Here is a 14,703-nt window from a genome sequence, read left to right as displayed (position 1 = left end):
GCGTCAGGCGTCCTGTGGCTGCTCGATCTGCCGCGCCGGATCGGTGAGCCCCATCTCGTGCAGCACGCGGATTGCCTGCGCACGATTACGCACCCCCAGCCGGCCCATGATGCGGGTCATGTGGGCCTTGACCGTGCGCAACTGCACGCCCAGGCGGTCGGCGATCTGCTTGTTGAGCAGCCCTTCGGCCACCAGGCTCAGCACCCGGTACTGGTGCGCGGAGAGACTGGCCAGGCGGGCGGCCAGGTCGGCATCCTTGCTGAAAGGCGCCACGCGTGCCACCGGTTCGCGCAGGATCGACGGGATCCAGCGCTCGCCTTCCAGCACGCTCTGCAACGCCGACTGCAGGTCGGCCAACCCCGAACTCTTGGGCAGGTAGCCGGCCGCGCCCAGGTCGATGGCACGACGGATCACCTGCGGTTCTTCGTTGGCCGACACGATGATGATCGCCAGGCCCGGTTGCAGGGCGCGAATGGTGGCCAGCCCGGCCAGGCCATGGTTGCCCGGCATGTGCAGGTCCAGCAGCATCAGGTCGATCGGTTGCTGTTCCAGCGTCTCAAGCACGCTGTGCAGCGAATCGGCTTCGCTGATCTGCAGGTCGGCAACGGCCTCTTCGGCCGCACGATGCAGCGCCGCGCGGAACAGGGGGTGGTCGTCGGCGATGAGCAGGGTCGGCATCTTCAGGCGAGAGTAGCAAATCGTCCGCAGCGCGGCACAGGTACCTAGGTACGCTGGCGCCGCGCCGCAGGATCGCTACGGTGGTGGCATGGACCTTCGCCGTTACGCCCACGTGTTGTGCATCGCGCTGCCCTTGTCATGGGGAGGCTGCCGCGTTGCGATTGCCGCCGCACCCGATGCCGGTGCGGCGACCGTGTTCGCGCCGTGGCGCGAAACCGCCCACCGCGGCAGCGACGACCTGCTCAGCGCCGGCCTGGGCATCGACGCGCTGCGTTCGCCCACCGCGCCCCGGTTCGCCAACCCGGCCCGGCCGACCGCGGAGGAAGCGCGCCGCCGTGCGATCTGGAGCAGTTGGCGCGGCATCGCCGACCTCACCCCGGGCGGCGGCTTCGGCGATGTGTATGGCCACCTGCAGGCGGTGCCCGGTCGCGAGTTCTCGGCGTATGCGCGCGTGCCCGGCGCCACCCACCCACATCGGGTGCTGGTGCAGGTGCCGGACCGCTTCGACGCCGCGCGGCGCTGCCTGGTCGTCGCCGCGTCCTCCGGCTCGCGCGGCATCCATGGCGCGATCGCGGTGGCCGGCAGGTGGGGGCTGGCCCATGGTTGCGCCGTCGCCTATACCGACAAGGGCGCCGGCAGCGATTACTACGACCTGGACGCCCGCATGGGTGTCCAGGCCGACGGCACGCCCGCCGCCGACGGCGAGCTGGCCTTCGTGCCCATCGCGCCGGCCACGACGCACGGCATCGCCTTCAAACACGCCCACTCCGGCGACAACCCCGAGGCCGATTGGGGCCGGCATCTGCAGCAGGCGATGCAGTTCGGCCTGCAGGCACTGGACCGCGCCTACCCGGATGCCGCGCCGTTCACCGCCGCCACCACGCGCGTGCTGGGCGTGGGTGTGTCCAACGGAGGCGGTGCGGTGCTGCGGGCTGCGGAAATCGAGGACAGTGGTTTCGATGCGATGGTGGCCGGCGAGCCGAACATCTCGGTCGGGGGGGCACCGCCGTTGTATGACCTGGTCACCCAGGCCGCGCTGTTGATGCCCTGTGCGCTGCTGGCGCTGGAGGACCTGCCACCGCCGCCGATGCACGCCGCCGCGCGGCACGACGGGGCCAGGCGATGCGCGGCGTTGGCGTCGGCGCGCGAGGTGCAGGGGGATGACACGGCCGCACAGGCCCTTTCGGCCCGGCAGCAGCTCGCCGATGCCGGCCTGGGCGACGACGCCCTTCGCGCAGGCGCCTTCGCCAGCGGGCTGGATATGTGGCGGGCGATCGCGGTGACGTATGCCTCGGCCTACGGCCGCCATGTCGCCGGCGCGCATCCCTGCGGCTATGGCTTCACCGCCGTCGGCCCCGATGGCGCGCCGGGCCCGGCAACGGCCGAGGCGCGTGCGCGCTGGTGGAGCGAAGGCAGTGGCATTCCGCCGGGCAGCGGCGTGGTGCTGGTGGATGGGATCGCGGGCGCAGCCGGTGATCCCCTGCCCGGCCTGCAATGTCTGCGCGCGCTTGGCCGCGACGATGGCGCCGATGCGCGGCGGGTACGCGCGGGCATGGCCGAGGCGGTCGCGGGCGTCCCGCAGCGAAGCGTGCCGATCGTGGTGATCCACGGCGTGGACGACGGACTGGTGCCGATCACCCTGACCAGCGACCGCTACGTCGCGCGCGCACGCGATGCCGGCGCGCAGATCGCCTATTGGCGGGTGAACAAGGCCCAGCATTTCGACACGCTGCTGGCCGCCCCGGACTACCGGGCGCGCTACGTACCGCTGTTGCCCTACATGTTCGCCGCGCTGGACCAGGTATGGGCGCACCTGGAAGACCCCGCCCATGGCCTCCCGCGCGACGCCCTCGTCCAGCCCACGCCGCGCGCCGGCAACCCGCTGCAGCGCGGCCAGCTCGCCATTCCCACCGCCCCCGTCCGCGCCGGTCGCTGACACCGCGCCCACCAGGAAACCCCATGCCGCACCCACACGCCCCCCCCGCACCTGTGTGCGACCCCGCGCCCTCCCCGTTGCTGATCAAGCAGTTGCTGCACTCGGCGCTGGCCGTGCATCCGGACAGCGAGATCGTCTGCGGCGACCACGTGCGCCTGGACTACCGCACCCTGCAGGCGCGCATCGGCCAGCTGGCCGGCCTGCTGCGTTCGCTGGGCGTGGGCGCTGGCGACACCGTGGCGGTGATGGACTGGGACAGCAACCGCTACCTGGAGGCCTACTTCGCGGTGCCGATGCTCGGGGCGGTGCTGATGATGGTCAACATCCGCCTGGCCCCCGAGCAGATCGCCTACACGCTCAACCACAGCGGGGCGCGGGTGGTGCTGGCCAACCGCGAGTTCCTGCCCGTGCTGGACGGCATCAAGGACACGTTGCCCGACCTGCGCACGCGGATCCTGCTGGACGATGCCGGCGGCGCGCTGCCGCCCGGTTTCGTGACCGAGTATGAAACCGGACTGCGCGCGGCCACGCCGGTCCAGCATTTTCCCGACTTTGACGAGAACACCCGCGCCACCGTCTTCTACACCACCGGCACCACCGGCCTGCCCAAAGGGGTGTATTTCAGCCATCGGCAACTGGTGCTGCACTCGCTGGCGGCGATGGCCGCGCTGGGCAGCGCACCCCAACAGGGTCGCCTGCACCGCGGCGATGTCTACATGCCGATCACGCCGATGTTCCATGTCCACGCCTGGGGCCTGCCTTACGTGGCCACGCTGATGGGCATCAAGCAGGTCTACCCCGGCCGCTACGTGCCGACGCAGCTGCTGGCCTTGATCGCACGCGAGCGGGTGACGTTCTCGCACTGCGTACCCACCATCCTGCACATGCTTCTCGACCATCCCGACGCGGCCCGCACCGACCTGCGTGGCTGGAAGGTCATCATCGGCGGCGCGGCGCTGCCGCGGGCGCTGGCACGGCAGGCACTGGCGCGCGGGATCGACCTGTTCGGCGGCTATGGCATGTCCGAGACCTGCCCCCTGCTCACCCTCGCCCAGATCGATGCCGATGGCCTGGCCGACCCGGAAGACGGGCTGTCGCTGCGTACCAAGGCCGGCCTGCCGGTGCCGCTGGTGGACCTGCGCATCGTCGATGCGGACATGAACGAGGTGGCCCACGACGGGATCGCCACCGGCGAGGTGGTGGTGCGTGCGCCCTGGCTTACCGCCGGCTACCTGCACGACCCGGACGCATCGGCGGCGCTGTGGTCCGGTGGCTACCTGCATACCGGCGACATCGGCACCATCGACCCGCGTGGCTACCTGCGCGTGACCGACCGCATCAAGGACGTGATCAAGACCGGCGGTGAGTGGATTTCCTCGTTGGCGCTCGAAGACATCATCGCCCTGCACCCGGCCGTCAGCGAGGTGGCGGTGATCGGTATCGCCGACGTGAAATGGGGCGAGCGGCCGTTGCCGTTGGTGGTCGCGCAGGCCGGGTGCGCGGTGACCGAAGCGGAGCTGATCGAACTGGTTGCCGCGCGCAGCCGCGCCGGCGACATCTCCCGCTATGCGATACCCGAGCGCGTGCGCTTCGTCGATGCCATCGCGCGCACCAGCGTGGGCAAGATCAACAAGAAGCAGTTGCGCCAGCTGCACGATCCCGATGCGGCGCCGAACGCGTCCGGCGCCCACGCCGTGCACGGGCGTCTGCCGGCGCCTGCTGCGGAGTGATGGCCTGCGGGGTGTGGCGCGGCTAGCGCGCGGGGGATCGAAATGCCTCGCTGAAGCTGGACGCTGGTGGGAATCCTAGATGCTGTCCATTGCCTTGCTGGCGCCCAGGCAAAGCGTGACGACGATGAGCGCGGCAGCCAGCGATCCGAGCGGCAGGCTGGTGGCGAGGCGGGTTGATTCGTGGAGCACATCGGCCAGTATCGGCGGCGCGTCGAACTGCCGGGGGCGCAACGCCAGCGTGGTGGCCGTGGCCAGTGCCGCCGCCGCGCCAAGCACGACGGAACGACGACGACGGCGACCTGCGGTGCGCGCGGCGACTTTCCTGCTGAAATCCGCACCGTCCAGCGGCGTGCGGTAGGACAGCAGGCGGCGCAACGCGGCGTCTCCGGACGCGGGCGTCTGCGGGTGGGAATCACGGCTCACAAGGTGTCCTCCTCGATATCCAGAAGGCGCGCAAGCTTCTTCCGGGAACGGGTGATGTGGGATTTGATGGTGCCCAGCGGCAGGCCGGTGACATCGGCGATCTCGCCGTGCGACATCCCGGCCGAGAAGCACAGCGTGAGTACCAGGCGCTCGTTGATGGTGAGGTGTCGCATGATCTGTTCCAGGAGCACGTCGGACATGGCGCTCGAGTCGCAGCTTGCTTCCACCGCCGCCTCGCCCTCCTCCACGTACAACAGGCGTGCATTGGTCTGGACGTGGCGCAGGAACTGCCGGTAGGCCACCGTGTGCAGCCAGGTGGAGAGGCTGGCGTCGCCGCGAAAGGTGTGCAGTGTGGACAGCATGCGGATGAAGGTTTCCTGCGCCATGTCATCGGCCAGTGCGTGGTCACCCGCGGTGAGTCGCCGCAGAAACTGGCGGATGGGCGACTGGTACCGGCGGATGAGCACGTCGGCGGCCCGTTGATCCCCGCTCAGGAATCCTGCGATCAGCTCGTTGTCGCTGGTGGGCATCAACATCCTGGTCAGTGCTCGATGAAGGGAACGACGGAAGGGTTCAGATCGGGCGGCGCTGGTCGATCTTCCACATCAACAGGAAGGCCAGCCCCATGAACAGCGGGAAGACCGCGACGGTGGAGAACTCCATCATGGCGCCGGTGATGACGCCGGCCAGGGCAGCGGCCAGGCCGATGGCAATGATCACCAGGCCGCGGCGCAGGTCGTTGTTGGGCGACGGCCGACTGGTGTTCATCTGCGCAACCAGCGCCGGATCCAGCGCGACGCCGCGCTCCAGCGCCGCTCGCAGGGTGCGCTGCACCTCGGCCTGGTTTCGGCTGTTGATGATGGAGAACGTGATCAGCATGACGACGATGCAGATGACGCCGATGACGGGGATGAAATTGCTGTCCATGGTGGGTTCCTGTGTGGTTGGGCCGCGTGGGCCTTGTATCTGTTGGAGCACGGAAGCGAGCGGTTTGGATGCAGGCGGTTGAACTTTGTTTTCATGCCGCTTTCCGTTCGACCTGCCGGCCAGGCGCGGGCCACCCGGGTGCTGGCCGATGCCGACACACCGCCGCGTTCAAGCAACGGCGCAATGGCCTGCTGAGGGGGCGCATCCGTCGTGGCCGCGTCCGTGTTCGTGCAGGTCCAAAGCGGCCTGCACGAAGGTATCTTCCGTTGAGTACGGATGGCGGTGTCGAGGGGTTCAGATACCGGAGGCTGTCACGCTCGACCGGTCGGCATCACCTGCACCAGCGCCCCCGGCGTCCATCGCCACTGCCACGTGTGCTCACCCGGCGGCGGACACGGGCGTTGCTTGTGCGTGCGGTCCTGGGCGCGGCAATAGTCCGATCCGCGCTCTGCCTGGAAGGTCACGCGGATGTCCTGCCCTTCGACCGCCAGCCGCTTGAACGCGCCCGGCACGTGCACGGCCACATCGTCGGCATAGCCGGCCGCACGGATCGCGGCGGCGTCCTGCTGGTCCACGCGGCTGGCAGATGCCGGCGCGTGGCCGCGTGCGTCATTCATCGCCAGGCGTGTCATCACCACCAGCGCATTGCTGCGCTCGAAGGCACCCCCATTGAAGGTGCCGGTGTACACGTACACGATCTCCGCATGGCCGTCGCCGTCCAGATCGGCCACGCGCACCGCCAGCGGCCGGTAGCTGTGCTGGATATCGTCGGCCGGCAGCCGCTTCAGGCTGGCCTGGGCGGCACGCAGGGCTTGTTGTGCGGTCGGCGCGCCCGGTGCCGATGCCATCGCCGCACCCGCGGCAAGCAGCAGGCACGCCACGGCACTGCGGCGGAGGCCGCGGTGCCGTGGGGCCATCAGCGCCCTGCCCTCAGCCGGTCCAGTCGGCGGCACCGTTGTTCACCGCCACCCAGGCACTGCACAGCAGTTGCGGGTGCGGCGCCGTGCTGGCCACGCGCACCAGGCCGTCACGGTTCTCGATCGCCCCTTCAAATTGACCGTCGCGCAGGCGCGCCACCGGCACGCAGACGCGCACGCGCGTGATCGGCCCGGTGCCGGCCAGCGTTTCCCACGCCTCCACCTGCACGCGGCCGCCCGGCGCGAGTTCCAACGCCAGCAGGCGTGCCTGCGGATCGGGCGATGCGGCCTGGAAGCTCACCGTGACATCGCCCTGCTCCACGCTGATCGTCGGGCGTGCGACCTTGCCGGTCGGCCCCACGGCCTCCAGCGTCCTGCCGACGCTGCCGCGATCGAACACCGCCAGCGCTTCGCCGCTGGTATTGGTGAGCGTGTAACGGAAATCCAGCAGGCGGTTCTCGGCGTAGTAGCGGAACTGCGCGGCCAGGGTGGCAAGCCCCTGGGCGGCGTCGGTGGCCGATGGTGCGTGGGTCGGTGCGGTGGCGTCGGGCTGCATGGTGTTTTTGACCGTTCCTTCGACTGGTTGGCTGTGGCTGCAGCCGGAGATGAAAATGCCGAGCAGCAGCGCGGGCAGCGCCGGCCGCTTCAGGCAGGGAGTGGGAAAACGCATGCGCCCTCGCAGAGTGGCTGGTGCAGGAAGGCCTAGGGTACGCATGGCCGGGGTCAGCGCTCCAGCACCGGTTCGTCGCGCTGCGGCGTCTGCGCCGGCGCCTGGGCCTGGCGCTGCTGGCTCTCGTCCATGCGCTGCTGGAACTCGCGGCCCTGATCGCTTTCCATCAGGCCGTTCACGGCCTTGCCGACGGCCGCGTCGTCGCCGCGCCGGGCGGCATCGAACAGGGCATCCAGGTGCGGGCCATGGGTGTGGCCAGACGGGCCGGCCGCGCCGGTCGCGCGTGGGTGGCCCGGTGCCACCATGTCGCCGGGGCCGGTGCTGTACTGGGTGCGGTCGGGGAAGCCCATTTCGCGCCGCAGGGCATTTTCGGTCAGCGGCGCCGGGTTGGCCTGGGTGGGCGGCGTGGCCGGATTGCCGTCGAAATCGAAGGTCGGGCCATCGTGCGGCAAGCCCACCGCCTGGCGTTCCCACTGCCCCACGTGCCCGCTGCGGCCATCGGTGTCGGCACCGCGGTACACCTCCGGCTGCAGGGTGCCGTTGACCACGTTGTAGGCATGGGAGAGTTCGTGCTGCAGGATCGCGCCCGGCACCGGGAAGTGATCGCTGTGGAAGTATGGGTTGTAGTGCACCATCGCCGGCGCACCGGGACCGGCACGCATCGCGCCGGTGGCCGGATCGGGCTGCAGCAGCATGTCGTTGGTCACCCGCAACGGCTGGCCCGGCCCAAGCGGGTGGCCGCCGGCCGCGCCGTTGGCCTCGTTGGCCAGCTCGGTGATGGTGACCGCGTTGCCCTTGCCCACCGGGGGCGCAGCGGCGGCCCGGTCCAGGGCGCCGAGCATCTCGCGCCCGGTGGGCGAGTCGCGCATGCGTTCCAGGTCGGCCTGCACGCGCTCGCGGAAGGCATCCGAACCGGTGACGGTGATGCTCGAGCCCAACGCGGGGTCGTGCGCGCCGGGATCGACCACGGTATTGCTGGCCCCACGCGCGGCGGAGATGCGGTCTTCGCCGTTGCGGCCGTACACCACGTCCTTGCCGGCACTGTTGTGGACCGTGTCGGTGCCAGCGCCGGGATACACCCGGTCGATGCCATCGCCGCCGCGCAGGGTGTCGTTGCCCTGCCCGCCGGACAGCACGTCGCGGCCGGCGCCGCCATCGAGCGTGTCGTTGCCGCGACCGCCTTCCAGGAAATCGTTGCCGCGCCCGCCGCGAACCTGGTCGTCGCCGTCGCCGCCGTAGACCACGTCGTTGCCGTTGCCGGCATCGATGCGGTCGTTGCCGGGGCCACCTGACACGTCGTCGCGGCCGTTGCCGCTGAGGATCGTATCGTTGCCAGGACCACCGTCGATGCGGTCATTGCCCGAACCGGTGATGATCACATCGTCGCCAGCGCCGCCCTGCACGTCCATGTCCACGCGCACGGTGCCGGCGGTGGCGCGGGTCTGCACGGTGAAGGGGTCCACGCCCGGCCCGAGGGGCTGGGTGGTATTGCTGGCGATGATGCGGTCGTTGCCGCCGTTGCTGCGCACGCCCAGTTCCTGGTCCGGGCCCAGGGTGAGCTCGTAGGGCTGGCCGTTGACGTTGGCCGCCAGCACGCCATCGGGGCGCTGGCTCAGGCGGATGTCGTCATCCTTGTCGCCGGTGTGCAGGGTCATCACGTCGTCGAACTGGTCGCCGTCGGTCACCCGCTCGCGGGTGATGCGGACCTGGTCGTCGCCGGTGCGTCCGTTGTCGTACAGCAGGTCGCTACGGGTGGGCTTGCCGTCCGGGGTGGTGCCCAGGGTCGGGGTGCCGATCGGTGTACCGGCGCCGTTGACCGCGATCGGGGTGGGCGGCGGGGTTCCCCCCGCGCCAGCACCTGCACCCGCACCTGCTGCACCCCCTGCAGCTGAAGCATCCGTTGCCATCTGCGTATCCCGTTCGTCCATGTGATAGGCGGAATATATACGAGCACCCGGGACCGGATGTTAGGACCGGGTCACAGGCTGAGGGCGGCCTGCACCTGCGCCAGCGGCTCGGCCTTGCCCGGGTGGCACGGCATGGCGCGCACCAGGTTGCGCAGCAGGCGCAGGTCCTGCTGCCAGCCCAGCCGGTCACTGAGCGCGTGCAGCGCCTTGGCGGCCGCGCCACCGTCGCCCTTCCCCGCCGGGGGCGGCGACAAGGCGCCCAGCGCGTGCAGCGCCTCACGTTGCATGCGCAGGCGGCGCACGCGCCGGCGCCAGCGGTGGATGGCCTCGGGGTCGGCATCCCGTGCCGCGCGGGCGGCCGCCTTGTCCACGCGGCGTTCGCTGCGGGCCAGGCCGGCGCGCAGGTCGTGGCGGCGGACGCGGTGCCAGGGCGCCTGCTGCAGCGCCAGGCAGACCTGTTCGATGCCGGCCCGGCGCCGCCGGTAGCCCGGGTCGCCGCGCATCGTGTGCTGCAGGATCCGCGTGCGGCGCGTTTCCAGCGCCTCGATCACCGGGTTCCACTGCACCGCCGGGTGCTGTTGCTGCAACTGCCGGGCCGCCTCCACCACCACGTGCGCGTCCCGCACCGCCGACAGGCTGTCGCCGAGGCGCTGCAGCCGGCGGTCCACCCGCGCCAGGCCCATCCCATCGGTATCGAGCAGGGCGAGCATCGCCCGCATCCGGCGCACCGCCTTGCGGACGGCGTGGATGGCCGCGTGCGGATCATCATGGGCGGACAGCGCGGCCAGGATCAGCGCGCCCTCCCGCTGCAGGCGCTGCTCGATGACGGCGCCCCACTCACGTGCCGACATCGGGACCTCCGCATGCAGACGAGTGCGTGAGTGTAGCGGCCGCGCTGGCGGCATTTGTGAGTCAAGCCGGCACTTCGCGGCCCTTCCCCCGAGCATACGTCCACATCGCTCAGTCGATCCCCTCTACGAAGAGGCCGTGAGCAGTGATGACATGACGCGCCACATCCCGACGTGTCTCAGGCGCACCGTCCGCCGGCGGGAGGCGCTCATTCAGCTGCCGACCGCGGGACAACGTGTTTCGTCGCTGAACGATCACTGGAAAAAGCGCCTGCCAGATCGCAGCCAGACTGACGACCTCTGCCTCTCCGTTGGGGGCCGCCTCATCTCTCCAAAGCGGCGCTTGCCAGAAACCCTGCAACAGCTGCAGCCAGTCGCACCGCGCCTCGGCCGATCGACAAGTGTTGGAGAGCCAGGTGGCAAGCGCCCGCCATGCCTGCGCTTGCGGTGAATCAGGGAGGCTGGCCTGTGATTCGTACGCAGCCCGGTTTGTCAGGCTGGTGAGGGCGTCCAGAAGCGCCGCCCCCTCTGTCGCATGCGTACGTGCATGGGCGATCGCCGGGATCACCAAGCGGAGCGCGGCGACCGCCCACTGCAGGCAAGCACCCCGCCGTGCGTGAACGCGAAGCACCCCGAACTGAAGGCCTGGCGCCTGCCGCGAACGCTGCCAGATGATCTCGCCGTCGTCGCGCTGAGGATGGTCCGCTGTCGCGTGACTCAACCATTGCTTCAGCGCCTGATCCAACCGGACCAGGTCGCCCCCCTTTGTAAACACCGCCGGACCCTGATCGGACTGGCCTGCCAGGGGATCGGCCGGAGCGCCTCCGTGTGCGGCAGCCGCGTTAGTGCCCTGACGGGCGGCGAGTTGCCTCAGCTGCAATCGCCCGGCGGCATCCACGTAGGCGAGCGAGCACGCGCGTTCGACAAGCGGCTGGGGTTGTGCGGCGGGCGCGGCCGGGTCCACCACGGTGATGCTCGCAAATTTGTGGGCCTGCTTCATTCCCTCGTGAAGGCGAGCGGACCTGAACCCTTCGAGTGTTCCCTTGGACTCGACCACCGACCAGTCGCCCTCGGAATCCTCTACAAAGAAATCCGGACTATCCACATTCCACGCGGGGCCGCCCCCCACGAGATTGACGGCCGGATCGTACACAATCGTGTAGTGCCAGAAACGGCGAGGTGGGCTGCCGCTGCCATGGAAGACGTGCCATTGCTCGGTTGCAACCCGCGCATAGATCATGCCCAGCGCAAATGCAGAGGGCGTCTTTTCGCTGCTTTCAAGCAGGCGTGTAAAGGCGGCTCGTTGGACAATGCCGGCCCCGGGTCCTGGCGGGTGCTTTTCGAACAGCGTGCTGATGAGGGCGCGCCGAGCGTCCAGATACTGAAGCAGCGCGCTCCACGACTGGGGCGTACCGACGATTCGCATGCCCAGGGCGAGTCCGTATCCACAATCTGCGGCGGCGGCCACGACAGCGGGATCGCCCGGTGCCGGTAGTGGTCGCGTGGCATGGTGACCAAACTGCGCGCAGAAGGCTTTCGGTTTGTGACTGAAGCGGATGGTCGCTCCCGCCACCTTCGAAACGTGGAACGCGATGTCGTTGCTCATGGGCAGTCCGTCCTCAGCAGCGCCTTGTACGTCGATAGTGCACGAGAGGCGATGGGATGTCCCGTCATCGCAACCCGCCGGGCACCGTCTGGAAGGCTCCGTGCTCGGCGGGCCCGCCCGCTCGTATCCTGGCCTCTCAAGGGCCGTCCCTCCCTCCTCCCATGCGGGAGAATCCGCAAGGTTGGCGGGCGGCACCCGCGCCCGGCCCGGTCCGGGACGCGGGCAAACCCATGATCCTCCCGCCCCGCGGCTGATATAGTCGGCCACGCATGACGGGCACCCTGCCCGTCCACGGAATACAGGGAGTTGGTCATGGGTCTGGTACAGGCGGTGAAGGGTGCGGTCGGTGGTGTTCTGGCCGACCAGTGGAAGGATTTCTACACGGTGCCAGCCGGCCTGCCGTCCACGGCCGCCCTGTTTGCGGCGGTGCCGCGGGGGACCAACGCCGGTCGCGGCTCCAACACCAGCGCCTCCTCCAACATCATCACCAACGGCTCCAGGATCGTGGTGCCCGAGGGCTATGGCCTGCTGCTGATGCAGGACGGGGCGATCACCGCGTTCGTCGCCGAGGCTGGCGGCTACGAGTGGCGCTCGGACGACCTCAACTCGCAGTCGATCTTCGCCGGTGACGGCCTGATCTCGCCGCTGATCAAGCAGAGTTGGGAGCGCTTCAAGTTCGGTGGCCAGCCCGGCTCGCAGCAGGCCGCCTTCTTCGTCTCGCTCAAGGAACTGCCGGACAACCGCTTCGGTACCCAGTCGGAAATCTATTGGGACGACGGTTTCCTCGGCACGCAGGTGGGCGCGGTCACGCGCGGCGCGTACACGCTCAAGATCGTCGATCCGATCCTGTTCGTGAAGAATTTCGTGCCGGCCAGCTACCTCCAGCCCGGCCAGGTGTTCGACTTCACCGACCTGGACAACGCGGCGGCTAGCCAGTTGTTCAGCGAGGTGGTGGGCTCGCTGGCCCCGGCCTTCAGCCTGTATACCAACGACCCCGGCAAGGGCAATCGGATCACCAAGCTGCAGCAGGATTCGCTGGGCTTCGCGCAGAGCCTGTCGGCCGCGGTGGAACAGGGTTACCAGTGGAAGTCCGACCGCGGCCTGGCGATCGTCAAGACCGCCATCGTCTCCATCGAGTACGACGCCAACACCCGCGAGCTGCTCAAGACCGTGCAGCGCGCCGATGCGCTGGCCGGTGCGCGCGGCAATTCCAACCTGCAGGCCAGCGTGGCCCAGGGCATCCAGTCGGCCGGCGAGAACGGCGGCGCGGCTGGCCTGGTCGGGGTGGGCATGGCCTCGGGCATGCTGGGCGTGGGCGGCATGCAACAGCCGGTGGCCCCCGCGGCCGACGACCCGGTGGCCAAGCTGAAAAAGGCCAAGGAGATGCTGGACCTGGGCCTGATCACGCAGGACGACTACGACGCGCTCAAGGCCAAGGCGCTGGGCCTTTAAGCCGCAGGACGCCGCGCTTCCATGACAACCCCAGGATCCCACCCGCCGCCGCTGCCCGCCCAGCCCGCGGCCCCACCGCCCCTGCCGACCCCGGCGGCGAACGGACCGGGCTCGCCCCGCGACGTGCCGCCGTTGCCCGGCACCTTCCCGATCGACCCGGCGACGCTGCCGGGCGCGATCCGTGACGAAATCCAGGCGCCCGATCCGGTCGCCCTGGACACCTCGGCCGCCGAGCTCAAGGACGGTCTCAACCGGTGTCCGAAATGCGGCAGCACCGATGTCCGGCTGAAGCTGGGCACCGACGTGCTGGTCTGCCAGTTCTGTCGCAACGAGTGGGACGGCGCCCGCGTCGAGGAGGCGTTCGGCCTGGGCGATGGCATCGACCAGCTGCGCGGCACGGTGATTGCCTCCGGTGCTCGCGACATCGCCGCCGATGCGGTCAGCCTGATGAGTTTCAAATGCACCGGCTGCGGCGCGGAAGTGACCATCAATACCGAGAGCACCATGACGGCGCGCTGCCACTGGTGCCGGCATGTGTTCGGTGTCAACGAGCAGGTCGCCAATGGCGCGGTGCCCGACGCGGTGCTGCCGTTCCGCATCAGCAAGGACGATGCCGTGGCCCGCATCCGCCAGTTCGTGGACAAGCGCCGCCTGTTCGCGCTCAAGGCGTTCAAGCAGGAGTTCACCCCGGAGAACGTGGTCGGGGTGTACCTGCCTTACATGATCGTGGACAGCAATGTCAGCGCCGCGGTGGCGGGCAAGGGCGAGATCAAGACCCGCGAGTACACCCGCGGCACCGAGAAGAACAAGAAGACCTACTACGACGCCGATGTGTACCAGATCGAGCGCCAGGTGGATTTCACCGTCGACGATCTGCCGCTGGAGTCCTCGGCCGAACGCGGCAACCTGGACACGCGTGCCAATACCAACAACATCATCAACACGATCCTGCCGTTCGACACCAAGAACGCGTTGAAGTGGAATGCCTCCTACCTGCTGGGCTTCACCTCGGAAAAGCGCGACCTGGACGTGGAGAAGCTGCGACCGCGACTGGAAGACCAGCTGCTGTCCATCGCGCGTGCCCAGGTGGAAGGTTCGGTGCGCCGCTATGACCGCGGCGTGCGCTGGGAACAGGAGCAGCTGGAGGTGCACGGCTCGCGCTGGGTCTCGATGTACCTGCCGGTCTGGCTGTACTCCTACCACCAGCCGGGCCGCAATGGCGGCATGCTGCACTACATCGCGGTGAACGGGCGCACCGGCGAAACCATGGGCAGCGTGCCGATCCAGCAGTGGAAGCTGCTGCTGGCGGCGTTGACCACCGGCACGATCATCGAAGCCCTCGTCCTTTTCTTCCTGGTGGCAGCGTCATGAGTGATGACAGTGGATTGTGGCTGTTGGCCGCCGGCCCGGCCGGTGCGACCGCGCTGTACTGGGCCTTGTACCGGTACTACCGCAACACCGACAAATCGCACGCGTTCGAGCGCGAAACCGAGATCGCGGCCAAGCCGGTAACCGGCTCGGACGCACTGGTGGATACCGTGACCGGCACGCAGGAACGCCGCATCCGTGGCGACAACGTGGGCCAGTACCGGGCCCGGGTGCAGCGCGA

14 protein-coding genes are annotated in these 14,703 nt (G+C 69.2%); 5 read left to right on the top strand and 9 right to left on the bottom strand.

The genetic code is table 11. From position 1 onward, the window contains the following. Positions 1-3: 3 nt before the first annotated feature. On the bottom strand, positions 4-678 hold the full coding sequence (locus tag RSA25_RS01835) for a response regulator transcription factor (protein ID WP_332807215.1): 675 nt from the start codon (positions 676-678) through the stop codon (positions 4-6). Between the two features lie 88 nt (positions 679-766). On the opposite strand from RSA25_RS01835, the gene RSA25_RS01830 reads away from it, so the two are divergent. Both RSA25_RS01830 and RSA25_RS01825 read left to right on the top strand, forming a co-directional pair. Then, positions 767-2,614, top strand: a complete 1,848-nt coding sequence (locus RSA25_RS01830; protein WP_332807214.1) for a 3-hydroxybutyrate oligomer hydrolase family protein — start codon at positions 767-769, stop codon at positions 2,612-2,614. Between the two features lie 23 nt (positions 2,615-2,637). Next, positions 2,638-4,344 (top strand): fatty acid--CoA ligase, encoded by a 1,707-nt coding sequence (locus RSA25_RS01825; protein WP_332807213.1) that lies wholly within the window; start codon positions 2,638-2,640, stop codon positions 4,342-4,344. A 75-nt stretch (positions 4,345-4,419) separates the two neighbouring features. Here RSA25_RS01825 and RSA25_RS01820 read toward each other — a convergent pair whose 3' ends face one another. The 8 genes from RSA25_RS01820 to RSA25_RS01785 all read right to left on the bottom strand — a co-directional run bounded on the left by RSA25_RS01820 (position 4,420) and on the right by RSA25_RS01785 (position 11,642). Further along, the gene (locus RSA25_RS01820; protein ID WP_332807212.1) at positions 4,420-4,767 is read right to left on the bottom strand and encodes a hypothetical protein; all 348 of its coding nucleotides are present in this window, start codon (positions 4,765-4,767) and stop codon (positions 4,420-4,422) included. Continuing rightward, positions 4,764-5,297 carry a sigma-70 family RNA polymerase sigma factor gene (locus RSA25_RS01815; protein ID WP_332807211.1) on the bottom strand — a complete coding sequence of 178 codons (534 nt, stop codon included), beginning with the start codon at positions 5,295-5,297 and terminating at the stop codon, positions 4,764-4,766. Before RSA25_RS01815 ends, RSA25_RS01820 begins: the two co-directional genes overlap by 4 nt. A gap of 43 nt (positions 5,298-5,340) precedes the next feature. Then, the gene (locus tag RSA25_RS01810; protein ID WP_332807210.1) at positions 5,341-5,694 is read right to left on the bottom strand and encodes a DUF6249 domain-containing protein; all 354 of its coding nucleotides are present in this window, start codon (positions 5,692-5,694) and stop codon (positions 5,341-5,343) included. 311 nt (positions 5,695-6,005) lie between these two features. Further along, positions 6,006-6,542 carry a VCBS repeat-containing protein gene (locus tag RSA25_RS01805; RefSeq protein WP_332807209.1) on the bottom strand — a complete coding sequence of 179 codons (537 nt, stop codon included), beginning with the start codon at positions 6,540-6,542 and terminating at the stop codon, positions 6,006-6,008. Positions 6,543-6,624: 82 nt separating this feature from the next. Next, the gene (locus RSA25_RS01800) at positions 6,625-7,281 is read right to left on the bottom strand and encodes a hypothetical protein (RefSeq protein ID WP_332807208.1); all 657 of its coding nucleotides are present in this window, start codon (positions 7,279-7,281) and stop codon (positions 6,625-6,627) included. Between the two features lie 53 nt (positions 7,282-7,334). After that, a complete protein-coding gene (locus tag RSA25_RS01795) occupies positions 7,335-9,188 on the bottom strand; it encodes a M91 family zinc metallopeptidase (protein ID WP_332807207.1) in 1,854 nt (617 codons plus the stop codon). A gap of 71 nt (positions 9,189-9,259) precedes the next feature. Next, positions 9,260-10,039 carry a CHAD domain-containing protein gene (locus tag RSA25_RS01790; protein ID WP_332807206.1) on the bottom strand — a complete coding sequence of 260 codons (780 nt, stop codon included), beginning with the start codon at positions 10,037-10,039 and terminating at the stop codon, positions 9,260-9,262. Between the two features lie 109 nt (positions 10,040-10,148). Continuing rightward, positions 10,149-11,642, bottom strand: coding sequence for a hypothetical protein (locus RSA25_RS01785; protein WP_332807205.1), 1,494 nt, complete (start codon positions 11,640-11,642; stop codon positions 10,149-10,151). Positions 11,643-11,954: 312 nt separating this feature from the next. Between RSA25_RS01785 and RSA25_RS01780 the strand changes: the two genes are divergently transcribed. The 3 genes from RSA25_RS01780 to RSA25_RS01770 all read left to right on the top strand — a co-directional run. Further along, positions 11,955-13,094 carry an SPFH domain-containing protein gene (locus tag RSA25_RS01780; RefSeq protein WP_332807204.1) on the top strand — a complete coding sequence of 380 codons (1,140 nt, stop codon included), beginning with the start codon at positions 11,955-11,957 and terminating at the stop codon, positions 13,092-13,094. A 21-nt stretch (positions 13,095-13,115) separates the two neighbouring features. Beyond that, positions 13,116-14,465 (top strand): TFIIB-type zinc ribbon-containing protein, encoded by a 1,350-nt coding sequence (locus tag RSA25_RS01775; RefSeq protein ID WP_332807203.1) that lies wholly within the window; start codon positions 13,116-13,118, stop codon positions 14,463-14,465. Next, positions 14,462-14,703, top strand: a 242-nt coding sequence (locus tag RSA25_RS01770) for a hypothetical protein (protein WP_332807202.1), incomplete at its 3' end; no start/stop codon positions are given. The genes RSA25_RS01775 and RSA25_RS01770, both read left to right, overlap by 4 nt.

The organism is Stenotrophomonas sp. (assembly GCF_036662295.1).
Lineage (GTDB): Bacteria > Pseudomonadota > Gammaproteobacteria > Xanthomonadales > Xanthomonadaceae > Stenotrophomonas.
Note: the sequence above shows the minus strand (reverse complement) of the source record. Positions and strands in the feature narration are given on the sequence as shown.